Genomic DNA, 24,600 nt, shown 5'->3' with positions numbered 1-24,600 from the left:
TCTTACTAATTTGTTCCTATTATACATGAGTCTTTTAAAAAACCCACTAAATATACTCCACTTATTTAATGTGCTTCAAAGCGATTTTCGCGAGTACTTCTTGACCTTCTTTAGTTGGGTGTACATCTCCTTCAATGATATATTCTGGATGGCCATTGTAAGCTTTGTAAGCATTGAGTAAGTGAACAGAAGTGAAATGTTTCAACAACTTTATAAGTGATGAGTACTGTTGGTTAATATAAGATAACGGGGTGCTCAATTTATCACCAGCTGCAGGATATGGGTTATAAATATTGTACACAAGGATCTTTCCATCCGTCATTTGATCGATTTCCAAAATAGTTGAATATACATTGTAAACCAGGTCTCTGATGACAGGTGCTGCTTCCTCCATTTTCATACCGTCAAGCCCGCCATTTTTCTTCACAACGTTCAATAAGTCATTCCCACCGATATAAACGACTACATAGTTTGCATCGTTTAAGGCTTCTCGAAATAAATCGTTCGTTTTGACTGCCTTCAAAAGCTCTCCTGAGGTCAAGCCGGGGATGCTCATATTTGTGACTTCGATCTTTCTCTTATTGCCGATCAAGTAGGGGAAGGATTCCTTCGGCGGGCTTATATTTTCCTTCGTAAGGTTATAGCCATATGGGATGGAATCTCCTATGGCCACTAGGCGTTTTTCTTTGTATGCAAAAGCTTGTATCGGATATATTATGAGTGCCAGGATGATGGCCATTAAGAGTATCTTTTTCACCTTACTCGTCCCCTACTTTAAAAAGTTATGTAATAACAGGACGCCGGAACAACCGCGCGCCATGTTATTTTTTATTTTTTTCCAATGAACATTTGCACCCACTGGTTGCCATCTTCAGCAAAACCTACGCCAATATGTGTCAAATTCTTGTTCATAATATTTTTCCGGTGACCTGGACTGTTCAACCAGCCATCAACGACCTCTTGTGGTGACTGTTGCCCTGCAGCAATATTTTCAGCTGCTGTGCGATAGTCCACACCGAATTCCTTCAACATGTCAAAAGGACTTCCATAAGTCGGAGAGGTATGGGAAAAATAGTTGTTTTCAGCCATATCCTCTGATTTCTCTTGTGCCACTTCTGTTACTTCTCCACTGCTTTTCAAGGGGTTAAGTCCATTCTTCTCACGGGCGTTATTTGTCAGTTCAATGACTTTCTTTTGGAAATCACCACTGACCTTGTCCCCCTTATTATCTTCTGTCTTTTTGGGAGCTTGTGCCTGATCTTGACCTTGTCCCTGATCCTGGCCTTGATTTTGACCTTGACCTTGGCCTTGGCCGCGTTGTCCCTCTTTGTATCGGCCGTCTTGATCAAAGAAGTAAGGACCTTGCATAGAACCGTTGGCTCCATTCGGATTCATGCCTTCATAAGGAATATTGGCATCAAAACGATTCTGCCCTTTGGCTCCCGGGTCTTGGGCATTTTGGCCTTTTCTTTGTATACCTTGATCTTCAGGACCAAAACTCACTTCATTCAAATTATTACGTTGGCTTTTACGAGCCTCTTCTTCAGATGTATTACAAGCAGCTAACACGAAAATCATCATGATCGCTGCCAATATGATCAATAAGCTCTTTCTCATCTTCCATCCTCCTCGGAATTTTTCCTCACTTATACTATTTGCATGAATGAAGACAATATCCCTGAGAAGAAGTTCCATTTCAGTGATGTATTTCATGAGCGCAAGCGCGCCTGTTCACCGTCGAAAGCTTAAGCAATTTACAAAACAAAAAAGGGACACGTGAATGCGCCCCTTTTCAACTTTATGTTAATTCAGTTTAAAACAAACCACTTTTTGTTCAGTCATTGCCTCCATACTATACCGGACTCCTTCTCGTCCGATGCCTGAACCCTTCGTCCCGCCAAAAGGCATTTCATCAATGCGATAATCACTACTATCATTGATCATAAGCCCTCCTACATCCATTCTCCGGATGGCTTTGAAAGCTTGATTCAAGTCATTGGTGAAAATGCCGGCCTGTAATCCGTAATTGACATCATTGGCTTTATCAATGGCCTCATCCAAACTTTCGATTGTTTCGATTAGGACGACAGGTCCAAAGATCTCCTCTGTCGCAAGGCGTGATGTGATCGGAACATGTGTCAATACAGTGGGATAATAAAACGTCCCGTCCCGCTTTCCTCCTATTTCCACTTGAGCCCCTTGGGAGATTGCTTCTTCCACCCAGTTTTCGACACGGATAGCTTCGTTTTCATTGATCAGCGGGCCGACATCTGTGCACTCATCCATTTTATCTCCTACATTCAACGAACCTGTTTCCTGAACAAAAGCATCGAGAAAATGTGAATAGATGGACTTATGCACATAAATCCGCTGAACACCGATGCAGTTTTGGCCAACGGCTGAGAATGCACCAGAAACACTGGATTGGACAGCATTTTTGATATCCGCATCTTCCATGACAATCACCGGCGAATTCGAGCCGAGTTCCATACTTAATTTTTTCGTTCCTGCTTTTTGTGTGATGGATTCTCCTGCCTTTGATCCACCCGTAAACGATACCATTTTTACTGCAGGGTGGGTCACAAGCGTGTCCCCTATCTCCCTTCCGGATCCAGTTACGACAGACAAGTAACCTTCCGGAAGACCCGCTTCTACGAATGCTTCTGCCAATTTTAATGCACTGAGAGGCGTCACAGAAGCTGGTTTGAGTACAATCGCATTGCCAGCTGCGATTGCCGGACCTATTTTATGTGCGACAAGATTCAAGGGGTCGTTGAATGGCGTAATCGCACCTATCACTCCTACAGGAAAACGCTGAAAGTATCCAACTCTGTTTTCACTTCCCTCGTTCTGATCAAAGTTGATCGTTTCGCCTTTCAGCCTTCTCGCTTCCTCTGCACTGATTTGAATCGTCTGTGTTGCACGCTTCACTTCTCCACGGGCTTCCCTGATGGTTTTGCTACTCTCTAAAGCGATGATTCGTGCGAACTCCTCCCTGTTTTCCTCCATATATTCGACAACTTCCTGTAACACTCTGATTCTTTCGTGGGTGGGCCATAGTTCATTAGCACGGAAGGTTCGATCAGCTTTTTCAATAGCCATCAGCATTTCTTGTCTGGAAGCCGAAGGGACATATGCGATCAGTTCATCGTTTTGAGGGTTACGCACTTCAAAAGTCTCTTCACTGTGCACCCAGTTTCCTCCTAATAACATCTTTACCGTTTCAACTTTTGTCGGCATAGAATGCGCCCTCCTCAGATTTTGGCAAGTGTTTGTCGCTTTTTATAATGGATCAGATCAATGAGTAATGAAAAGCCCGTTTCCTTGAGCCCTGCACCGGCTCCAGTAAGCATAATGGGACCTGAAAGATCGCATTCAAAGACGATTGCATTCGTTGCCCCTGAGATACCTGCCAGAGAGTCCTGGATAGGAATCCGCTCAGGCTTAACCGTTGCTTTGACAGTATCCCCTTCGTTTATGATCCGGGCAATCAATTTCCACCTTTCTCCATCTTCAAGAGCCTCTATCACATCGGCCATCGTCAAGTTAGTAATGCCTTCACAGGAAACATCTGTGTGCAAAATCGGCATACCCAGCACGTGGCTGGAAAGAATCGCTGTCTTATAGCGGATATCATAGCCTTCTACGTCACTGGTCGGATCCGCTTCGGCATAACCTAACTGTTGAGCTTTTTCCAATGCCTTATCGTATTCCATACCTTTTTCCATTTCGGTAAGAATAAAGTTGGTGGTGCCATTCAATATGCCTTTGATTTCTTTGATATGGTTCCCCGCCAAAGTCTCTACCGGAAGGCGTAATGCCGGTGTCCCGCTCATTACAGTACCTTCGAACCCAAAAAAGACGTTGTTAGCTTCGGCTTTTTCTGTAAGCTCTTTATAAGCCAGAGCCACTGGACCTTTATTTGTCGTAATGACACTCTTCCCTTTTTCAAATGCTCGATGGCAATGGGTGATGGCCGGCTCTCCTGTCTGGACATCCGTGTATGTCACCTCGACGATGACATCTGCATTACACCGTTCAATTGTTTCGATACTGCTCCATCCTTTTATTGTCTGGTGATCATCCGGATATGTTTCAACAGAACCGTCATTCCTGACACATTCTAAAACGGTTTTCACCTCAAGACCACCAGGGCGATAAACGGAGCCTTTCATCAAATCAGCAACAGCTACAACCGAAACCTCCATATCATGAGCATTTATAAGTTTTTTTTTCTTTTCGATAAAGATTTCTGCCAACGCCTGCCCGACACCACCGAATCCGATGAATGCTACTTTTATTGTCATTCTTCTCCTCCTCGCTCCAATAAACGGTAAGTACTCTCCATCAAAATCCGGACTCCATCAACCATTGCTGCTTCATCAATGTCAAAGTCCGGACGATGCAATTTCCTTTCATTTTCTAATGCACAGCCAAGGAAAAACATCGCACCTGGTGTCTGTCTTGTGAAATGACTGAAATCCTCACTCCCCATACCGAATGGTTCATTATAAATCTTCATGGAACCTGCAGATTTTCTGATAATTTCATTAATAGAAGAATCATTGAGAAGGGCGGGTTCTCCTTTAAAAATACGAAGGTCATGACCTCCCCCTAAAGCGGTCACAATATTGGCTATCCGGTGGATTTCAGTGATAAGTTTTTCTCTGACCTCATCTGTATAAGACCTCATTGTCCCTTTGATTTCCACTTCATGTGGAATGACATTGTTCGCTTCACCCGCATGAATTTGCCCGACGCTGATTGTTCCTACCTCCAGGGGATCCACTTTCCGGCCATTGCAACTATACAATGCCTGTAAGATATACGTAGCCATCCAGATGGGGTCCTGAACATGATGAGGGTAACCGGCATGGCCGCCACTTCCTTTGATCGTCAGGTGAAATTCATCATTATTCGCCATACTCGGACCATCATGATACTGAATTTCGCCAGTTTGACGCCATGGACACATATGGAGGGCAAGGACGGCATCTAAATCATCCAGTTTTCCTGAATGAAGCATTTTAAGCGCCCCTGTCTCTCCGTTTTCATCGCAACTCTCTTCAGCTGGTTGAAAAATCAACTTCACTGTACCTTTGAATTGATCCTTAGCTGCATCTTCAGCCAGAAGAAGACTGACTCCCATTAAGATGGCTGTATGGGCATCGTGACCACAAGCATGCATGACACCAGGTGTTTTAGAAGACCATGGCCGATAAGACTGTCCCCCTATCGGCAAAGCATCCATGTCAGCACGCAAGCCTATCGTCGGCCCCTCCCCATTCTTCAATGTCGCAATGATTCCATAACCGCCTACCCCTGTGTCAATGGAGTATGCTTTTTGATTCTGTAGTACTGAGAGAACCTTTTCACTCGTTCTCTTTTCTTGAAAACTAAGTTCAGGATATTGGTGAAAATCCCTTCTCCAGTTCACCAATTGTTTCTGTAAAGCTTCAGATCTAGTGACTAAGCCCGCCTTTTTGGTTTTCACTGCCCGTTTCTTCATTACCGCTTCGCATATGTTTGTATGGATTGAAATGCTTGAGCAAGATCCTGTTTCAAATCATCGATATCCTCTATACCAGCAGAATATCGGATCAGACCTTCAGGTATCCCCATTGCTGCTCGTTCTGCAGGTGTACATTCGACATGACTTGTCGTCCTAGATGGTCCGACGACCGTCTCTACGGAGCCTAGGTTAGCTGCCCTGTTCGCATATTGAAGCTTCGGCAGCAAATCACGGACAGTGGCTACCCCGCCTTTCACGGCAAAACTCAGCATTCCCCCGAACCCGCTCATTTGCTTTTTCGCAATATCGTGGTGTGGATGCTCTGGTAACCCCGGGTAATACACACTTTCGACCATATCAAATGTCTTTAAATATTCAGCGATTTCAGCTGCGTTTTTGTTTTGTTGTTCAACACGTAGTTTTAAGGTCTTCATCCCTCGCAATAACAAATAAGCTGCCATTGGATCTAAGGTCGCTCCATTGATTTCCCTGTAGTGATAAATCGCCTCAACCAATTCTTTGTCCCCGCAGACAGACCCTCCTAAAGCATCCGCGTGTCCTCCGAGAAATTTAGTCGCACTATGAATGACAAGGTCTGCTCCGAGTTTCAACGGGTTTTGGTTCACGGGGGTCGCGAATGTATTGTCGACGACCACTTTAGCTCCTACAGTTTTACCAGCGCCGGCCATCCGTTCGATATCTGTAATTTTAACGGTCGGATTGGTCGGGCTTTCCAAATAAAGAACTTTACATCCTTTTGCAACTTCGCGCTCAATCGCGTCATGATCGCCCGTATTACATAAAACAACTTCCACTTGCTGCTTGGGAAGGAACTCGGTGAAAATTTTGTTCGTCCCTCCGTAAGTGTCCTTGATCGATACGATGCGATCTCCAGGGAACAACAGAGTACTGAGGGTATTGCTGATGGCGGCCATCCCCGTAGAAAAACTAGTGGCTGCTTCAGCGTCTTCTAATATACGGATTTTCTCCTCAAATGCTTGAACGGTGGGGTTAGTATTCCGGCCATAAATGTGACCCGGCTTATTTCCGACCGCCACTTCGTACCATTCATCCATATCGTCATATCCGAACGAAACACTGTGTACGACAGGCACCTGTGTAGCTCCAAAGGCCAATTGCTCTTTCTCTCCAGCCCAAATGGACTTTGTGCTAAATTTAGCTTCTTTCATGGATAACGTCCTCCTCAGTTACAAGTAATGAATACACATGACGGGCAATGGCGGTATCTTGCACTCCTGTCCCCGTTAAATCACATATAGTAATTTGATCCTCGCTTTTTCGACCATCATCACGGCCGCTCGTCAATGCTCCAAGTTCCCTCGCCTGCTCCAGTACAGGAGACTGACCACATGATCGTAACTCGCCTAACCTCATGGATTGGGCTTTCACATCACATACGACCAGGTCTGCTTTTTCTAACACAGAGGCGTCCAGCTCCTGTTTGTGCTCCGCATCTGAACCCATTGCGGTAATGTGCAGACCAGGGTGCAGCCAATCTGAATAGATCAACGGAGTTTTTGAAGGAGTGGTCGTGACGACGACATCACTTTGTTCGACCACTTCTTTAACTGAATTACAGATCTTAACACCAATTCCTAACTCCTCTTCCATATCCACTTTAAAACTGCGGGCGTGATCCGTCTTCCGTCCATACACAAAGACACTCTCTATGGGGCGGACTAAGGCAAGAGCTTTCAGCTGTAACCTAGCTTGAGCTCCAGTTCCGATAATCCCAGCTTTCCGACTGTTTTCTGAGCTGCAATACTTAGCAGCAACTGCTCCAGCAGCAGCCGTACGAAGCTCAGTCAGTAATCCCTCATCTGCCAACACAGCAAGCGGCCGTCCTGTCCGGCTGTCGATTAAAATCATCAATCCGTTTGCACTCGGCAGCCCTAATTCAGAATTATTGAAAAAACCCGAGGAGAGTTTGACAGCAAAACTGTCATCACCCTCAATATAGGCAGATTTAATATCCAGTTCTCCATTGTGTTCAGGCACATCCACACGCATAATCGGAGGCATTTGTGTTTGTTTCGTTACCAGGTCGGTAAAAGCGTCTTCGATTATGCTGACTAAAGATGTATCCAGACGTATGACTTTATCTATATCTTTTTGATCAAATAATCGGATTTGAAAAACCTCCTTCAGCTGATTTGTCCACTAAGGTCCAGATGATCCCGGATTACCAATTCTTGCGGGTAAGTGGTGAACCGTTCACACCCGGTTTCCGTCACCTTGAAAGTTTCGCTGATTTCAATACCGTCCGTATCAAACCACAGGGCCGGGATGAGATGGAAGGTCATGTTAGGCTGCAGAATTGTGGAATCACCTTTACGAATGCTTGCCGTGTGCTCGCCCCAATCCGGAGGGTAGTTCAGACCGACCGAATATCCAAGACGGGCTTCTTTTTCAAATCCATATTTCTTGATGCTCTTTCTCCAAACTTCCTCCAATTCCCCACATGTCACCCCAGGCTTAGCAAAGGCGAGGACATTTTGAATTCCTTCCAGCACGACTGGCGCCACCTGTTTCATTTTTTCATTCGGCTGACCGATCGAGACGGTTCTAGCGAGAGGGACATGATAGCGCTTATAACACCCGGCTAGTTCAATAATGACGGCATTCCCGTCTACAAATGGGCGATCTGTCCATGTTAAGTGTGGAATGGATGTTTGGTCCCCTGTCGGCAGCAAAGGAACGATGGCTGGATACTCTCCCCCATATTCTGATGTCCCTTTGACCATGTGATAATAAATCTCTGCAGCTGTATCACATTCACGAACACCTGGAAGTACACTCTCTACTCCTTTAGTCATTGCCAGGTCAGCGATTTTAGCAGCACGCCTCATGTATTCGATTTCTTGATCTGACTTAACCATTCTGACTCCATTGACGAGTAAGGTAGCATCTTCAAATGAGGCATTCGGCAATCCTTTCTTCAACCGTTCAAGTGCCATAGCTGTAAAGTAGTATTGGTCCATTTCAACACCTATCCTCCTGCCTCCATGACCAATCTGATTTAGAATATCCGCCACGAAATCCATCGGGTGATACACACTCGAATGGACATAGTAATCAGGGTAAGCAATTACGTTCTCCTCATAAATCCACGTGGTCACCCTTGCGCCATTAGCGTCCTGGTACCGGCCGATCCAAAGCGGTTGAGGTTCATCTATGATAATCACCAGCATTTGGTGTACATAAAATGACCAGGCATCATATCCAGAAAGGTAATTCATATTAGCGGGATCTGTGATCAACAGTACTTCTATGCCCTTATCAGCCATTCGTTTCTTCGTCTCCTGCAGGCGTTGATGATACTCTAAAATGTCAAAAGGAAGAACCATCTCATCCCCTCCATCTTTTGTCTGAATATTTTAATAACTATTACCTTCATTGTATTCAACCTTTTTTTTTAATGTAATGTAAAAAGTGTATGAAGTTTTGAAGATGTCCTCTATACAAAGTAGAAAAACACCTGTAAGTATCAGCGCCTTCAACTAAAAACTTCTATGTTATGATACAAATAACTTTAACTAGGAGGATGCAATCAATGAATTACAGTTATGTTTCTCACTTAATTTGTCCGAAATGTTCAACGACATGCAATATCACTGAACCTCAACATTTATGTACATGCGGCTCCCCGTTATTAGTTGAATATGACCTTGAAACCCTGGCTGAGGAATGGTCACCTGCTGACTTAAGGGACCGACCTGCAGACCTGTGGCGCTACCACGAACTTCTGCCCCTCCAGGATCCTGCTTATAAAACTTCTTTAGGAGAGGGAATGAGCCCGCTCGTTCCTCTTCCTAATCTTCAAGAAGATATGGATATCCGGCAATTACATATGAAAGATGAAGGAATCATTCCTACTGGTTCCTTTAAAGCTCGCGGGGCTGCCGTCGGTGTTTCAAAAGCTAAAGAGCTCGGTGTAAAAGAACTTGCGATGCCGACAAATGGAAATGCCGGGGCTGCCTGGTCACTCTATGCGGCACGAGCATCTTTGGAATCAACGATTGTTATGCCGGTCGATGCTCCCAAAATCACACGAAATGAATGTGCCCTTTCAGGAGCAAACCTTTATCTTGTAGACGGGCTGATCAGTGATGCGGGGAGGATTGTCGGGAAGGCTGTTGAAGAACACGGTCTTTATGATGTCTCTACACTTAAAGAACCTTACCGGATTGAGGGCAAGAAAACGATGGGATTAGAAATCGCTGAACAATTAGGTTGGGAAGTACCCGACGTGATTTTATATCCGACTGGTGGCGGTGTAGGGCTTATCGGCATTTATAAAGCCTTGAAAGAGCTGCAGCACCTTGGATGGATCAAGTCGGACAAGATGCCTAGACTTGTCGCTGTCCAATCGGAAGGATGCGCACCGATTGTTGAAGCATGGAACCAGGGTCTCAGAAGCTCTTCCTTCTGGGAAAATTCAGAAACGATCGCTTTCGGTATCAATGTTCCAAAAGCTCTTGGAGATTTTCTTGTGCTCGACGCCCTTTATGAAACAGAGGGTTGTGCGATTGCAGTTGACGATGCCTCCCTCCTAGACGAACAAAAACGAATCGCTCAAAAAGAAGGAGCCTTTGTGTGTCCTGAAGGAGCAGCAGCCTTTCTGGCAGCCAGGAAATTACGCGAAACAAATTGGATCAATGCTGACGACCATGTTGTCGTGTTAAATACCGGGGCAGGGATCAAATACCCTGATACTGTGAATATCGAAATTCCAATATTAAATCCTGGAGAGGAATTGCAGTCGAAGGGATGATAAAATCATTTTTTCCAAAGGGAAAGTTTTTTTACAATAAAATAAAGACCTGGTTGACCGCCCCATCAGCTACTTGCCAACAGGACTGATACAGAAAATCCCCCTAAGCGGGGCAGCCGCTTAGGGGGGTTTTTATCTGTTATAAACTTTTCACTGCATTCCTGATGTTTTCCGCTAGGGTGATTGCGGACACGACAGCTACACCATCCGCTCCAGCACTGAGCACTTCATGTGCATTCTCTTCATTAATCCCGCCGATTCCGACAAGCGGGAGATGAGGATGAACAGCTTTCACATGTGCTATCAAATCAGTTCCCACAACTGGGTTGGCATCTTCTTTCGTAGAGGTTGAGAAAACAGGACCCACTCCTAAATAATCGACAAGTGTTACAGGGGCTTTTTCTAATTCTCGTTCGTCAGATATGGACAAACCGATCAGTGTAGAAGGAAAGGCACGGCGTACTTCCTCCACGTGCATGTCCTCTTGACCCAAATGGATTCCATCTGCGTCTAAATCCCCGAACAAATCGAAATCATCATTTACAAAAAACAAAACTTCATTCTTCCAGCAGATATCTCTCAGCTTTCTGCCAAGATGATATTTATCGATCCCTGTTAAAGAGCCCTTTCCTTTTTCTCGAAATTGGAAAGCTGTAACCCCGCCCCGGATCGCTTCTTCCAATATAAAGGAAGGGTCTCGCAGGCAATCTTGACTGCCCATCACTAAATATTTTCTCAAACGTTCTGGGTACTTCATTTTCTTAACTCCTCCGGGTCGAAGGAGAGAGCATCAATAAAGTGAGGGATGAATGTGCCTGGGCCGTGGACACCAGGCTGATTAGCGGCTCTTTCTGCCGCTTTTCCGTAATGCTCTAAAACAGCCAGCCCCTTTTCCATACTGGAAGCTTCGACAGTAAGAGCAGCCGTCAGAAGTGAGCCTAACAGACACCCAGCTCCTGTCACCTGGGTCAATACAGGATGGCCGGTATGATTTTTATAAATTTCACCTTCTATACAAAGAACATCTACTGCTCCAGTGCAAAGGACTGAGGTTCGATATTTTTCTTCCAGCTTTCGGACAATTGTTTCTTCATCTGCTTCCCCGACAAAATCGACTCCTTTTGTTTCTACATCGATTCCTACGAGGTGAGCAAGTTCTCCGCTATTTCCTTTGATGACTGTCGGACGAACGTGCTTTAAAATGCGTTTACACACCTCTGACCTGTAAGGGGTCGCACCTGCACCTACTGGATCAAATACGACGGGTATCCCCTGGTCATTGGCTATTTGCCCAGCTGAGATCATCGCCTGGACCTGATCTTCTGTCAATGTACCGATATTGAGTAATAATCCACTGGATTGCCGAGCAACATCTGGAGCATCTTCCATTGCATGGGACATGATCGGTGTTCCTCCGAATGCTAACAAACCGTTAGCTGTGAAATTCATGACAACTGCGTTCGTCATATTGTGAATCAGTGGACGCGATTCCCGTACTTGACGGATTACATTTACAGCCATTTATTAAATACCTCCTCGCGTACAGCAAAATGATTGGTCGGCCCATTTCCCTTCCCTAAATCGAAGGAATAGCGGATTGCTTCTGTTACATAATATTTAGCTTCTTCCACTGCTTTCCCTAGTGAATGACCCCGACTTAAATTAGCCGTAATTGCAGCCGAGTACGTACAACCCGTCCCATGTGTATTTGCAGAATCGATCCGTTCTGTCTCAAATGACTGGATGCGGCTCCCATCGAATAAATAATCAATCGCCTTTCCGTTCAAATGACCACCTTTCACAAGTGCTGCCCCGGCGCCTAAATCCGTCACGATATGTTTTGCAGCCATTTTCATATCTTCTTCCGTTTCAATCGTTTCTCCAGTTAAATGTTCTGCTTCCGGGATATTCGGGGTCACTAATGTTGTCAGAGGAAGGAGCTGTTTTTTCAGATACTCCCGTGATTCCGACTCAATTAAAGGATCCCCGCTTTGGGCGACCATGACAGGATCCATCACATAGAATGCATCCACCTTCTCTAGCCACTCTTTGAAGGCTTCCATCATATTTTTTTGGGCGATCATTCCTGTTTTCAGAGCATGAATCGGCATATCTTCGGAAACGGATTGCAATTGCTGCCGAATCATTTCTACAGGAATATGGTGAACATCCCTCACCCCCGTGGTATTTTGGGCAACAATGGAGGTGATCGCACTCATCCCATACACTTTCAGCTCCTGAAAAGTTTTCAAATCAGCCTGGACACCTGCACCTCCGCTCGGATCTGTTCCAGCAATGGTTAAAGCACAAGGGATCTGTTTCATCGGGACACCGCCTCCTCTAGTGGCCATTGTTCACATGTGTAAGACATCTCCCAAAAAGCCAATTCCAATTGACAGCTTTTCCGGAAGGCTGTTTTCATCTGCTGTTTCTCCATTTCAGAAGCTTGCTCAGCATACTTATCCAGTCGTGCACATAACTGACCTGTCAATCCTGCTACTTCCTCTTCTGCATAGAAGTTAATCCATGTATAAAAGGGGTGAGAATCATTTGGCTGATACTGCCTGAGCAATTCATTTCCAATTTCCAGGTACGTCCAGGGACAAGGAAGCAAAGCAGCTAATATTTCTCCAAGGCTCCCTGTGTGGGCATGATAGAGCATGTGCTTGATGTAATGATCTGCAGTAGGTGGAAGTTCATACCCCTGCAATGCCTCATAATCGACGCCGATCACATTACAGAAATTGTGATGCGGGTGAACTTCGCTATGAAGAATGAAGCCGATTTGCTCGTTGAAAAGTTCTATATCTTCTCTCTGTGCAGACTTGGCTACCGCAAGGCCATATACATGCATGAAAGCATTCAAATATTCATAGTCTGCTTTGATATAATGAGCTATAGAATCATGAGGAACATCGCCTTTCCCTATTCCCTGCACGAAAGAATGAGCAAAAATTTGTTCCAGGACATCTTGATTTTCATTTTTTAATTGTTGAGTAAATGACATAGTGAGCCTCCTTGATATATTCGGAAGCTACCAGGAGGGAGATTTTGAGGATCCTGAGGACTACTTTCCTCCGCTGGCATGACCCAGATCAGGTGTTGAGGGACAAAGGAATCTATCCTTTTCTCAGCGAGTACTCGCGCCCCTAGTAGTTTCCGTGTATTATGGTTGTAAGAGATATTTTTCAACTTCTATCCGAGACAATACAAACCAACCGATCATTGCCCCAGAGATACTGCTGACAAGAAACGATGGTAAAAAAGCAAAGGCACCCGCTGAGCTGCCCATCACCAATTGAGCAATTGGTACAGCTACAAAAGCACCGATCACACCGGTTCCTATCACTTCTCCGACAACAGCGGAAGCTTTTTTCCTGTACATTTTGTAAAATAGACCCGCAAAAAGGGCCCCTACCATACCGCCCGGAAAAGCCAGTATCGTGCCTAAACCTAACAAAAACCTTAAAATACCAATGCAAAAAGCGATGCCGACAGCAGGGAGAGGTCCCAGTGTCACCGCAGCCATCACGTTAACAGCGTGCTGGACAGGATATGCTTTAGCCACACCGGCAGGAAACCATAGGAATTGAGCACCAAGCGTGCCTATGGCTATGAACACGGCCATTGTAGTAAGTAAGCGTGTATGCTGCATGTATACCTCCTTTCTTATGAGGAGAAACAAAAAAGCCAAATCCCTAGAAGGACCTGACTTGGAATGAAGACAGTCGATATATAAATCGCCTGACTACTTCCCTCCGCTGGTATTAACCAGATCAGGTTCGTAAGAGTCAGAAAGCTTTTTCGCTTTCCTCTCAGCCAATTCAGGCTCCCCTAGTAGTTTAATAGAATTATTCGCTTGGTTGGTATTCATCATAACAAATTCGGATTTATCTGTCATGTGAAACTTTTTTATGAAAGAAACGTCCATGTAATAACAAAGTAAAGGAGCGATCTTCATGAAAAATTGGTGGATGATTGGTTTGCTGGTCAGTTTCTCCTTTCTCGTTGCCAGCTGTGGAACTCAAGAATCCAGTTCTCAAGAATATGACCCAGCAGATGAAAAAGAAGCACCTGACCCGGACATGAGTGGATTTGTCATGGAACAAGAGGAGGACAGAATTTTAGTTGTCACCTCAATGAATGAAGAGACCACTCAGGAAGGACGGGCGATGTGGGTCTCTGGAGTTTCCAGTGACTCATGGGTAGGAAAACAAGTGGAAGTTTGGATAGACGGAGAAATTTTAGAGTCTTTTCCTGAACAGGCGAAAGCTGAGAAAGTTCAAGAGCTCGAAATGAGTGAGGTGGAAGGAGCCGATCTCAAAGCATCAGAAGCCTTATCAACAGCCTTGTCTGAAATTCAATCCACCGAGGATATCCTTGTAGTTGAAATGCTGGCATTCGATGTAGATTCTGATAAATGGACGGTCAAACTCCATAGACGCGGGGAAAATGATGATAAACTGAAGGAAATCGTCGAGGACAAAAAATAGAGCGCCTCCTTTATTAGAAGCGCTCTATGTCTCCACCTTTTTCAATAGCCATAACCTTACACTTAATTCCAGCAAAAAGAGGTCATCTGCATCCAACAGGGATAAACCCGTCAAATGCTCAATGTTACGGAGACGATGAAGCAGCGACTGTCTATGCAAATTCAGCGCCCTCGCCGTCTGGCTCACATTGCTGTTGTATTTATTGTAGATCATAAAGGTGTGGATCAATTCGGTTTGCCTTTTTTGATCATAATCAATCAGTTGTTTTAATGTGTCGTGCACAATATTCCCGATTTCCTTTTCATGGGAGAGAGCCATGAGAAGTCTATTCATCCTGGTGTCACTGAAAAATGTCCGCTCCCCTTCTTCATGCTGCTGTCTTCCAATCTTCAAAGCCGTCACCGCTTCTTCATAGCTCTGATGAAACGTGCGGTATCCCCCTTTATGACAACTAATCCCCCAGTTGATAGTAATCCCTGCTAACAACTCGTGAAGTCTTCGTTCAATAAGGTCGAGAAACTGATTGGTGGTTTCTTCAAAATTGGGCTGGTCCGCTTCTAAATAAACAATGACCTCGCCTTCCTCAAATGTTGTCATCGTCAACCTTTCTAAAACATCACCTGCGTGGGTCACTTCTTTTTGAATATAGTAATTCCGGCTATGCATCGAAGAGGATTGAACCGAGTGAGTGGGAGAGCCGATATGGTCGTCTACAGGCTGCACGAAACGGATGTGACCAACCAGGCATATAAAAGGTTTTTCTAAATCATACCCTAACAATTGAGCCTTTGATAAGAGCGCTTTATCCATCTGGACATCTTTCTTGGCCAGTTCAAGAAGAAAATTATCTTTCAGGCGGATTTCAGTCATTTCTATCGCATTTTCTTTCACGAAGTAAAGAGCACATGCGGTCAAAGCGTGTTCAAGAATATTCAGAACGACCCACGATAATTTTTGGCCCTCCTCAGGTTTGAATAAAAGGTAGCCTTGTTTCTTATAATTCGATAAAATTGTCAACTGGTGACAATCGTGTTCACCGATCCGATAGGTCTCAATGTAATGGACGAGGGGGTGGTCACTGGCGACGTCCGTTGTCACCAATACACTTTGCTCTTCTTCGCGGCCGTTCAATACATCGATGAAATAGCGATCAAAGTGCTGGTTCGCCCTTATTTGCTTATTATGATCACTTATCGCTGTAGGAATATTCGTGTTCGTGTACAAAATGGTGGTGATCTCCTGAAGTCCCTTACCATTCAAAACGCAGTTAATCAATTCCTGCCGTATTTCTTCCGCCTTTTGTTGTTCTGTCTGTCTCTCCCTGCTGATGAGGTGGAGGACTTCCTGCACTATATCTCCGAACCTGACTTCCCAGGGGATCTCGATCAGGGCGAGGGAATGCTCTTCAGCCAGTTGGATAATCCTGTCTGGAATCTTATAAATATATCGCCCTGTAGCAAAAGCCAATGCCGAAGCATCAGCCTTTATAACATCCATGACATACTCTTCTAATGCCAGAATATCGCCCGCACACCCTACACCCGTACTCAAAACAAATTCATTGTTCCGCACAAAATTTTCTACAGGTGTTTCGATCACAGAAATCCATTCGACCTGCCTGCTAAGACATGGCGTCTGCACCTTCGCCTGTTTAAAGACGGGAAGACCTAAAACATCATCGACCGTCACTTCCATAGAAGCCCCTCCCCCTGTTTAAACCCTTGTAATAAGTCCAGTCATTGTTTCATGATCGATGTTATTACCACTAACTACAAGTACTACATGACTCTCAGGTTGATAGTCTTCACTGAGTAAAAGACCAACCCCCGTAGCCGCTGCTCCTTCTACAACCATTTTATGATGTTCTAGTAAAAATAATAATCCTTCTCTTATTTGCGCTTCCGAGACAAGTACACCTTTATTCATATATTTTTTAGTCATAGGAAAAGTGAATAGATTCCCTGTGCCGATTCCTCCCAGCAGACTATCAGCCAGTGTATCTTCTTCTTCGAGGCTGACTGGATGACCCTTTCTTAAACTTTCTTGCATGACAGCCCCCTTTTCCATCGTTACCCCAGTAATTTGAATGGAGGGGTCAACCGATTTCATTGATAAACCGACACCGGACAACAAACCACCTCCTGATAAAGGGATGATGACCTCTTCTACTTCCGGGCATTGTTCCATGATCTCAAGCCCGATGGTCCCCTGACCTGCAATAATGTCTTTGTCATCAAACGGTTTGATAACTGTCATTCCCTCCTCTTTCTCTAACTGGATGCATCGGGTCTCTGCATCGTCTTGACTCTTTCCGACGGTTTCTACAGTCGCTCCTAATTTCTTCAGACGGTTCACCTTAACACCAGGCACTCGATTGGAAATACAAACCGTACAAGGGATTCCAAGTTCTTTGGCAATATAAGCCACTGCTATGCCGTGGTTACCCGTTGAGAATGTCGTCACTCCTGTATTTTTCTCTTCTTCAGACAAGGATAAAATTTTGTTTGCAGCCCCCCGTAATTTGAAGGCGCCTGTCGGGTGATTCTGCTCGAGTTTAAGAAACACTTTCACTCCCGTACATGCAGATAGATGTTCAGAATAGACGAGTGGCGTTGTTTCAATGATCGACTTTATCCGTTTTTTCGCTTTCCATACATCTCTGAAAGGAACGAGTCGGTCCTCCACTTTACCTTCCCCCCTTTATTTCTAAGTCATAAGATATAATTCAGATTCTTCAGAATTCAATAATGTTACATACCATTATAGTTGAAAAAGAACCTTCAATAAAAGAAAAAAACAAAACCGATGCCAGAAGACATCGGTTTTGCTACCTTTATGCTGTTGCCCATTTCCCTACATTGTTCAGCATCTTTTCTTTAGGGAAATGCTTACGGAAAATCTGGTAATAAAACATCTCTTGTTTAGAGCGAATCTCTACCGGAGCTTCTTCTTTCACTTGATTGAACTTTTGATCTGAAATCGTGTTTTCAGCGTGCATGTCGAGTAAATCCAACGCTCCGCTACCTTCGGAGAATTCTGCTTTCTTACGCCAAAGTACTTCTTCTGGCAAAGTGCCATCAAAGGCTTTTCTCAGTAACCATTTTTCCATACGATCTTTTTGATGAACCTTCAAAGCAGCTGGAATCTGCAATGCATTTTCCACGACTTCCAAATCCAGGAATGGTACACGGAGCTCTATCGAGTGAGCCATACTCATTCGATCTGCACGTTGCAAATTGACATGGTGAAGGGTATTCAGAATACGAATGATTTCTTTGTTCAAGGCTGCTGTCTCTTGGAATTTTTCCATGTAAGCATAACCAGCGAACAATTCATCTGCTCCCTCTCCAGATAAAATGACCTTCACATGTTCTGCTGCCAATTTAGAGACAAAATAATTCGGAATTGCACTTCGCACAAGTGAAGGCTCATAGGATTCCAAATGATAAATGACATCAGAGACCGCTTCGATCAATTCTTCTTCGGTATAAATGTATTCATAATGGTCCGTTCCGATCGCTTGCGCCACTATTCTGGCGTTCATAACGTCCGCACTGCCTTCTGCACCGACACAGAAGGATTTTAATGGCTTGTCTCCTTGCTGTTTCTGTGCAGCAATGGCAGCAATCAAACTACTGTCCAGTCCTCCACTGAGCAAAACGCCCACTTCCACATCTGCGAGCAACCTCTTTTCGACAGCATGAATCATCGTACTTTGGATAGAATCAAATACTTCTTCAAGATGCGTTTGCGAAAATTCCTTTGCAGGAGCTTCGATTTTCCGGTAGCAGACAAACCCTTCCTCTGGCGTGAAATAGTGACCGTGTGGAAATTCGGACGCTTCTTCTACAAACGCTTCGATCGCTTTCAACTCCGATGAGAAAACATAGTTTCCTTCTTTATCAGTTCCATAGTATAGTGGCTTGATGCCTAATGGGTCGCGTGCCACAACAAAACTATCATTTTGCTCATCCGCAATGAAAAAGGCGAACATCCCATCTAATTGACCGATGGCTTCCGGCCCCTGGTGCTCTACCAATTTCAATGCGACTTCACTATCTGATTTCGTTAAGAATGAGACATCTCCTGCCAGTTTTTCTTTAATAGCAGCATAGTTGTAAATTTCACCATTACAGACGATCCAGCGGTCCTTTTTTTGATTATGAATGGGCTGGATACCATCATCCAACCCAATAATGGAAAGCCGGCGGTGTCCGAGATGTACCCGCCCTGATACGACAGCTTTCCCCTCGTCAGGTCCACGGTGGTGAAGCAACTGTAATACCTCATCCATTTGTTCTGAACTTATTTCTCCTTGTGAAACGAAGATTCCACACATCGTATTTATGATCCCCCTTGATTGACTGCAATTTATTGCATAAGGCACAGACTACTCTTCTTCCTGTAAATTATCAACAAGGATGTGAAAGCAAATAAAAGTAAAAACCCTGACTATCCGATACATACATAAAATACATCCTCCGTTCTTTGAATGCACCTCCTATGGAGCGAAATAAAAACTCCAGCTTCAATTTAGCTGGAGGAATCCTTTTTCGGTGATAAAGATTGGTAGATGACTTTGTATAATTCGCCTGAGTGCCTGACTGATTCTATACTCACTTCGAAGACTCTTTCTTTCGGTACAACCGCCCAGTCTAAAATGTACCCAGCTTCTATAGCTATGCACCGGATGAATTCACGCAAGCTCCTCCCATTCCCTTCACGAAAAGGATGCAGGACATTGATTTCTGCCATATAATAGGTCAATTTACCTGCCAGCATCTTTTGATCCATATGTTCCCAGTCTTCTATCATCAGCTGCTGGAAAAGTGGTTTAGACGCTAAATGGACAAACCGGGCTTGAGCAAATGAAAAACCATCCTTGACTATGTTTTCAGTTCTTATCTCTCCAGCAAATGGATATAAATCCTTAAAGAGATAGGCGTGGATTCTCTGAAGATGACGTAAATCGAAGTCTCCTTCAAGCGGCCTTTCTTGAAGTTCTGAAAGACGTCGAGTCGTAACGAGAGCCTCCATCGACGCCAATTGTTTGTCATCCATAATATCATAGTGGTTAATCAATACGTTCGTTCCGGCATAACAATAGCGGGAGGATTCACTCCCATACCTGGACTCAGGCATGGCGAGACAATTCCAGAGCCCGCTTGATGAATTCTTTATGTGAAATAGCTCCTGTGAGACATTTCTTCACTAATGATTCTTGTTTTTGGTTTAAACTGAACCCTTCAATCGCCATTGACGCTTTTGCTGAACGCATCAAATGTTCGGCTTGTTCTTCTGTACGGTCACTCATCCACATACCTCCGAACCATCTGCTTCTACCTTCTATTATACTACATTCACTAAAGAAAATACAGTTGATTCATTCGACAAACCGCACCATTGAAGGGTTTATGAGGATTTCTTTTTGCCGGAAGTTGTCGTTTTCCGTTTGGTTGTTTTCTTCTTTTTGTTTCCTTTTGTTTTTTCTAACGATTTCTCAAGCGCATCCATGAGATCTGTCACGTTGTCTGGCTTTGGCTTATCTTTCGCTGTCGTAACTTCCTCATTATTTTTCTTCGCTTCAATCAAATCCAGTAAAGCTGTTCTGTATTCATCTTTATATTTCTCTGGGTCGAACTCTGCTGTCAATTGATCGATCAAAGTGACGGCCGTGCTCAATTCTTTTTTACTCAATTCTGCTTCTTCCGGGACATTCGGTACATCCTGAACGTGGCGTACTTCATCAGGAAAATGGATAGTCTCCATCAGAAGAGTGTTTTCATAGACACGGACAATCGCCAATTGTTCCTTTGATCGTATGATGATTTTGGCGACCCCGATTTTCCCTGTATCTCCTAACGCTTGACGTAACAGCCCATACGCTTTGGACCCACCTTCACTCGGTGAAATATAGTAACTGCGTTCAAAGTAAATGGGATCGATTTCTTCTAATTTAACAAAGTCGAGGATCTCCACTGCTTTATCTGCCTGTTCTTTCTTCAATTCTTCCAGGTCTTCCTCGTCTAACACAACAAACTTATTTTTTGCATATTCATAAGCTTTGACGATTTCTTCACTTTCGATTTCCCGATCACATACCGGACAGCGCTTTTTATACTCCACAGGGGAGTTGCATTCTTGATGAAGCTGACGGAGCTTAATGTCTTTATTTTCGGTAGCAGCGTGTAGCTTCACTGGTATATTGACAAGGCCGAAACTGATCGTACCCTTCCACATGGTGTGCATAGCGGACACTCCTTTTTCTCTAGTTTTTCACGGATCTCATAAAATATGTTCCATTTCACTTGGACAAACTAAAAAAAAACGCGTTCTAAGGAGGAAAAACGTTATGAAACCCATGTTACTCTCCTCTACTGCCGAACTTCCCAAAGGAAAAGAATGGATCTATGAAATGAAATACGATGGATTCCGGGCAATACTGGAAGTTACTCCATCTGACATTAAGCTCTGGAGTCGTAACGGGAAGGAGTTAAGTGCTCATTTTCCTGAAATCACCAATTGGAAATTCCCCCAGTCATGTCTCCCGCTTAAAATTGACGGGGAAATCGTCATACTGAATACACTCTATCAGGCGAACTTCCCCCTCTTACAGATGAGAGGCCGGATGAGGAACAAAGAGAAAATTCAAAGACACGCGGAGGAACGCCCAGCTACGCTGCTTGCTTTCGACATCCTTGAAGATTTGAAGTCCCCCCTTTCAAACAGAAAACAGCGACTCAGGACGGTACTTGAGAAAATCAGCCATCCACACATCAGGGAAATTGAAACTTTCACAAACCCTGAGGAGATCCAGGAGAAAGCTCTTCTTCACCTCGCAGAAGGAATTGCAGCTAAATCAATCTCCAGTCCTTACCGACCCGGTGAAAGAGTCCTACATTGGTTGAAGTGGAAGCAATGGCGGTCCGTTTCCGGCTTCTTGATCAGCTACGATCCTGAGAACGGTTATTATGATGCAGCCACCGAAAATAATCAGACACAGGAACTACTGGGACGTTTCAAGCACGGATTATCTGGAGAGGAATCAAAAACCCTGCGCAACTTTTTCAAAGACAAGGGGTATAAGAAAAAGGGGAAGTGGCATTTGGAACCAAGCATCTGTGTCGACATTCACTGTCTGAATGCTCAAGGTGGGGACTTACGTGAGCCTTACTTCCACCAGTTCCGTTTCGATCTTTCCCCCGCAGAATGTACATCTGAAAAGCTGGAATGGGACCTGGCCATTTTTCCAGACGATTTTGAACCTACCCACACCTCTAAAAAACTTTGGCCTGAGGTGACAAAAGAAGATTATTTACTATATATAAGAAAGGCAGCTCCTTACATCCTCCCATTCATCAGCAAGAAGAAACTTACGCTTATCCGCTATCCTGATGGGATTGATCAAGACTCTTTTTTTCAAAAACACTACCCCGATCATGCGCCGGGTTTTTTGAAGGAATGGAAAGAAAACGCGGAGAAATTCATGATGTGTAATAACCTTTCCTCGCTCGTATGGCTGGCGAATCAAGGAGCCCTTGAGTTTCATATCCCATTTGAAAAAGCAGGAGCGGCCTCTCCGGATGAAATCGTTCTGGATTTGGACCCGCCCGATCGAGACCACTTCCATCTAGCAGTCACAGCTTCCCGGTTACTCAAACACGTCCTTGATGAACTAGAAGTGGTCAGCTTTATCAAAACCTCTGGTAATAAAGGAATGCAGATTCATATACCGATAAAGGAAGGAGATTTCAGTTACGAAGAAACACGGCAAATCACAGAAGCACTCGCGGCTTTACTTGTTAACGAGGAACCAGAACTTTTTACTACCGAGAGACTGAAGAAGAATAGAGGGGTGCGTCTTTATATTGATTACGTCCAACATGCCGAAGGGAAAACGATTATCGCTCCCTACTCTACACGTGCAACGGATCGTGCTTCTGTGGCAGCCCCGTTGTACTGGTCAGAAGTAAAAGAGGGTTTGACACCTGAAACGTTCAACATCCATTCGATTATTGAAAGAGTCCACCAAAAAGGGTGCCCCTTCCGTGAGTATGAAAACGCGAGGGACAAACAACCCGTATCAAAACTTAAAAAATTAATTCAATAACCTTGTCGAAAATTGCCCGGGAAATAAACACTATGACTGAGAATGAATATTCCCGATAAAAAAAGGTGCCTTCGTGAGTGAAGGCACCCTTTTGCTATTATTCAGAGAGCGTCGTACTCCGCTCTCTCAATTTGAATTTCTGTAATTTCCCACTCGCGTTTCTAGGCAGTTCATCTACAAATTCATAACGCCTTGGTCGTTTGTATCGGGCTAATCGACTCCCCGAAGTACAAAACTCGTCTAATTCCTGCTCTGTTAAATCGGCTTCTTTTTTGACGATAAAGGCGACCACCCGCTCTCCCCACATTTCGTCTGGTTCTCCCACGACAGCAGCATCTATAACTTTTGGATGGTCAAACAGTACATCTTCCACTTCTCTTGAATATATGTTCTCTCCACCTGATATAATCATATCTTTTACGCGATCACTTACCCAGAGGTAACCATCTTTATCGAAGGAGCCTATATCACCAGTGTGGTACCATCCTTTATAAAGGGCTTCTTCTGTCGCTTCCGGCCTGTTGTAATAAGACTTCATCATGCTAGGTCCTCTGACTATGATTTCCCCAAGTTCGTCAGGCTTACATATCTCTTCAGGCTCCGCTGGTCCATTTTCATTTGTCCTGACAACACGGACCTCATGGTTCAATAGGGCTCTTCCAGCTGATCCAGCTTTCGTGATTTGCTCCTCTTCGGTCAATGCTGTAATTGCAGGACCCATTTCGGTCATTCCATATGCTTGCAGCAGCTGTACCCCCAAGGCATCATGCAGCTGCATCGTTAACGCTGGGGCCATTGGAGCTCCTCCGTAAAGCCCTTGTCTTAACGTTTGGAAATCTTCTTTCGAAAAATCTTCCTGTAACATCATATTCCACATGGTCGGAGCAGCAAAGAAAGAGGTAATTTGTTCCTGTTTTACTGTTTCTATCACTTTAGGCGCATCGAAGTGGTGCAGCAACACATTTGCAGCCCCGATCATGACACGAGGAAAAAAGGCACAATGCAATTCGGCACAGTGGAAAATCGGTGCGACGGTAAGCCCACGATCATTCTCTTCCAGCCTCAAGCATGCCGTCATGATCAAGGCTTGATCGATCATATCTCTATGAGTATGAATGACGCCCTTCGGCAAACCGGTTGTTCCCGAAGTGTACATGATTGCATAAGGATCATTTTCATCCAGCTCACATACGGGCCGCTCACTTGTCACACCATTGATACGCTCATTATAATTCAACGCATATGGAAGGTCCTCCTCATCAATGGACCAGAATTCCACCCCTGTCATCTCTTTCGCTACTGAAACCACCTGGAGCGAAGTCGCTTTCTCGAACAGGACGACTTTTGGGTCGGCGTCCTGGAGTATGAATTGAATTTCTTTTTCTGTAAGCCGAAAGTTGATCGGGTTGAAAATGGCACCGATTTTCATGCAGGCAAAAAGAGTCGTAGCAAACTCAGAGGTGTTGAACAATATTGTGGAAACTTTATCTCCTTTTTCTACGCCGGAAGCTCTTAGTGCATTAGCCACGCGATTGACTTCATCATCCCACTCGCTGAATGTCCACCTCGTCCCTAATCGCAAATCGACTAAACCTTCTTTATTCGAATATTTGGCTACCGTCTGTTCAAACATACCCCGTAATGTTGCTCCCATCTTTCATCGACTCCTTTTTAAAGTTTGATTTTGAAA

23 protein-coding genes and 2 riboswitches are annotated in these 24,600 nt (G+C 44.4%); of the genes, 3 read left to right on the top strand and 20 right to left on the bottom strand.

What is annotated here, in order from left to right; genetic code table 11:
* Nucleotides 1-61: 61 nt before the first annotated feature.
* From HLI_RS13165 to HLI_RS13130, 8 genes are all read right to left on the bottom strand, one after another.
* Nucleotides 62-757 carry an SGNH/GDSL hydrolase family protein gene (locus HLI_RS13165; RefSeq protein WP_128525384.1) on the bottom strand — a complete coding sequence of 232 codons (696 nt, stop codon included), beginning with the start codon at nt 755-757 and terminating at the stop codon, nt 62-64.
* A gap of 71 nt (nt 758-828) precedes the next feature.
* Nucleotides 829-1,617, bottom strand: coding sequence for a CAP domain-containing protein (locus tag HLI_RS13160; protein WP_128525383.1), 789 nt, complete (start codon nt 1,615-1,617; stop codon nt 829-831).
* 186 nt (nt 1,618-1,803) lie between these two features.
* Complete coding sequence (locus HLI_RS13155; protein WP_128525382.1) at nt 1,804-3,240, bottom strand: aldehyde dehydrogenase family protein; 1,437 nt, start codon at nt 3,238-3,240, stop codon at nt 1,804-1,806.
* Nucleotides 3,241-3,254: 14 nt separating this feature from the next.
* Complete coding sequence (locus tag HLI_RS13150; RefSeq protein ID WP_128525381.1) at nt 3,255-4,307, bottom strand: homoserine dehydrogenase; 1,053 nt, start codon at nt 4,305-4,307, stop codon at nt 3,255-3,257.
* Nucleotides 4,304-5,494, bottom strand: coding sequence for a M20 metallopeptidase family protein (locus HLI_RS13145; RefSeq protein ID WP_128525380.1), 1,191 nt, complete (start codon nt 5,492-5,494; stop codon nt 4,304-4,306). The genes HLI_RS13150 and HLI_RS13145 overlap by 4 nt, the downstream gene beginning before the upstream one ends.
* A 14-nt stretch (nt 5,495-5,508) precedes the next feature.
* Nucleotides 5,509-6,702: a cystathionine gamma-synthase family protein gene (locus HLI_RS13140; protein WP_128525379.1), complete on the bottom strand. Its 1,194-nt coding sequence runs from the start codon at nt 6,700-6,702 to the stop codon at nt 5,509-5,511.
* Complete coding sequence (locus tag HLI_RS13135; protein ID WP_128525378.1) at nt 6,689-7,663, bottom strand: cyclodeaminase; 975 nt, start codon at nt 7,661-7,663, stop codon at nt 6,689-6,691. Before HLI_RS13135 ends, HLI_RS13140 begins: the two co-directional genes overlap by 14 nt.
* A 14-nt stretch (nt 7,664-7,677) precedes the next feature.
* Nucleotides 7,678-8,880, bottom strand: a complete 1,203-nt coding sequence (locus HLI_RS13130) for a M24 family metallopeptidase (RefSeq protein ID WP_128525377.1) — start codon at nt 8,878-8,880, stop codon at nt 7,678-7,680.
* A gap of 206 nt (nt 8,881-9,086) precedes the next feature.
* On the opposite strand from HLI_RS13130, the gene HLI_RS13125 reads away from it, so the two are divergent.
* On the top strand, nt 9,087-10,307 hold the full coding sequence (locus HLI_RS13125; protein WP_128525376.1) for a threonine synthase: 1,221 nt from the start codon (nt 9,087-9,089) through the stop codon (nt 10,305-10,307).
* Nucleotides 10,308-10,446: 139 nt separating this feature from the next.
* Here HLI_RS13125 and thiE read toward each other — a convergent pair whose 3' ends face one another.
* The 5 genes from thiE to thiW all read right to left on the bottom strand — a co-directional run bounded on the left by thiE (nt 10,447) and on the right by thiW (nt 13,962).
* Complete coding sequence (thiE, locus tag HLI_RS13120; RefSeq protein ID WP_128525375.1) at nt 10,447-11,064, bottom strand: thiamine phosphate synthase; 618 nt, start codon at nt 11,062-11,064, stop codon at nt 10,447-10,449.
* Entirely contained in the window at nt 11,061-11,828 is a 768-nt protein-coding gene (gene thiM / locus HLI_RS13115; protein WP_128525374.1) for a hydroxyethylthiazole kinase, read from the bottom strand. Before thiM ends, thiE begins: the two co-directional genes overlap by 4 nt.
* Complete coding sequence (gene thiD, locus HLI_RS13110) at nt 11,819-12,631, bottom strand: bifunctional hydroxymethylpyrimidine kinase/phosphomethylpyrimidine kinase (protein ID WP_128525373.1); 813 nt, start codon at nt 12,629-12,631, stop codon at nt 11,819-11,821. Before thiD ends, thiM begins: the two co-directional genes overlap by 10 nt.
* Entirely contained in the window at nt 12,628-13,314 is a 687-nt protein-coding gene (gene tenA / locus HLI_RS13105) for a thiaminase II (protein ID WP_128525372.1), read from the bottom strand. The genes thiD and tenA overlap by 4 nt, the downstream gene beginning before the upstream one ends.
* Before the next feature lie 48 nt (nt 13,315-13,362).
* Nucleotides 13,363-13,468, bottom strand: a riboswitch (TPP riboswitch).
* A gap of 5 nt (nt 13,469-13,473) precedes the next feature.
* Nucleotides 13,474-13,962 carry an energy coupling factor transporter S component ThiW gene (gene thiW / locus HLI_RS13100; RefSeq protein WP_128525371.1) on the bottom strand — a complete coding sequence of 163 codons (489 nt, stop codon included), beginning with the start codon at nt 13,960-13,962 and terminating at the stop codon, nt 13,474-13,476.
* Nucleotides 13,963-14,043: 81 nt separating this feature from the next.
* A riboswitch (TPP riboswitch) is annotated at nt 14,044-14,153 on the bottom strand.
* 113 nt (nt 14,154-14,266) lie between these two features.
* On the opposite strand from thiW, the gene HLI_RS13095 reads away from it, so the two are divergent.
* Nucleotides 14,267-14,800: a DUF3221 domain-containing protein gene (locus HLI_RS13095; RefSeq protein WP_128525370.1), complete on the top strand. Its 534-nt coding sequence runs from the start codon at nt 14,267-14,269 to the stop codon at nt 14,798-14,800.
* 24 nt (nt 14,801-14,824) lie between these two features.
* On the opposite strand, the gene HLI_RS13090 is transcribed toward HLI_RS13095, so the two are convergent.
* The 6 genes from HLI_RS13090 to HLI_RS13065 form a co-directional block, all read right to left on the bottom strand.
* Complete coding sequence (locus HLI_RS13090) at nt 14,825-16,495, bottom strand: PucR family transcriptional regulator (protein ID WP_128525369.1); 1,671 nt, start codon at nt 16,493-16,495, stop codon at nt 14,825-14,827.
* A gap of 18 nt (nt 16,496-16,513) precedes the next feature.
* Nucleotides 16,514-17,485, bottom strand: coding sequence for a hydroxyectoine utilization dehydratase EutB (eutB, locus tag HLI_RS13085; protein ID WP_128525368.1), 972 nt, complete (start codon nt 17,483-17,485; stop codon nt 16,514-16,516).
* A gap of 148 nt (nt 17,486-17,633) precedes the next feature.
* A complete protein-coding gene (gene asnB, locus HLI_RS13080; RefSeq protein WP_128525367.1) occupies nt 17,634-19,139 on the bottom strand; it encodes an asparagine synthase B in 1,506 nt (501 codons plus the stop codon).
* 194 nt (nt 19,140-19,333) lie between these two features.
* On the bottom strand, nt 19,334-19,942 hold the full coding sequence (locus HLI_RS13075; RefSeq protein WP_128525366.1) for a Fic/DOC family protein: 609 nt from the start codon (nt 19,940-19,942) through the stop codon (nt 19,334-19,336).
* Nucleotides 19,935-20,114 carry a hypothetical protein gene (locus HLI_RS13070; RefSeq protein WP_128525365.1) on the bottom strand — a complete coding sequence of 60 codons (180 nt, stop codon included), beginning with the start codon at nt 20,112-20,114 and terminating at the stop codon, nt 19,935-19,937. Before HLI_RS13070 ends, HLI_RS13075 begins: the two co-directional genes overlap by 8 nt.
* A 98-nt stretch (nt 20,115-20,212) precedes the next feature.
* Entirely contained in the window at nt 20,213-21,049 is an 837-nt protein-coding gene (locus HLI_RS13065; RefSeq protein ID WP_128525364.1) for a non-homologous end joining protein Ku, read from the bottom strand.
* Nucleotides 21,050-21,152: 103 nt separating this feature from the next.
* On the opposite strand from HLI_RS13065, the gene ligD reads away from it, so the two are divergent.
* Nucleotides 21,153-22,910 carry a DNA ligase D gene (gene ligD / locus HLI_RS13060; RefSeq protein WP_164908556.1) on the top strand — a complete coding sequence of 586 codons (1,758 nt, stop codon included), beginning with the start codon at nt 21,153-21,155 and terminating at the stop codon, nt 22,908-22,910.
* 97 nt (nt 22,911-23,007) lie between these two features.
* Here ligD and HLI_RS13055 read toward each other — a convergent pair whose 3' ends face one another.
* Complete coding sequence (locus HLI_RS13055; protein WP_128525362.1) at nt 23,008-24,564, bottom strand: fatty acid--CoA ligase; 1,557 nt, start codon at nt 24,562-24,564, stop codon at nt 23,008-23,010.
* Nucleotides 24,565-24,600: the final 36 nt, after the last annotated feature.

The organism is Halobacillus litoralis (genome assembly GCF_004101865.1).
In the GTDB taxonomy this organism is placed as follows: Bacteria; Bacillota; Bacilli; order Bacillales; family Halobacillaceae; genus Halobacillus; species Halobacillus litoralis_A.
The sequence above is the reverse complement of the archived record's forward strand: the minus strand, read 5'-3'. Positions and strand labels throughout refer to the sequence as shown.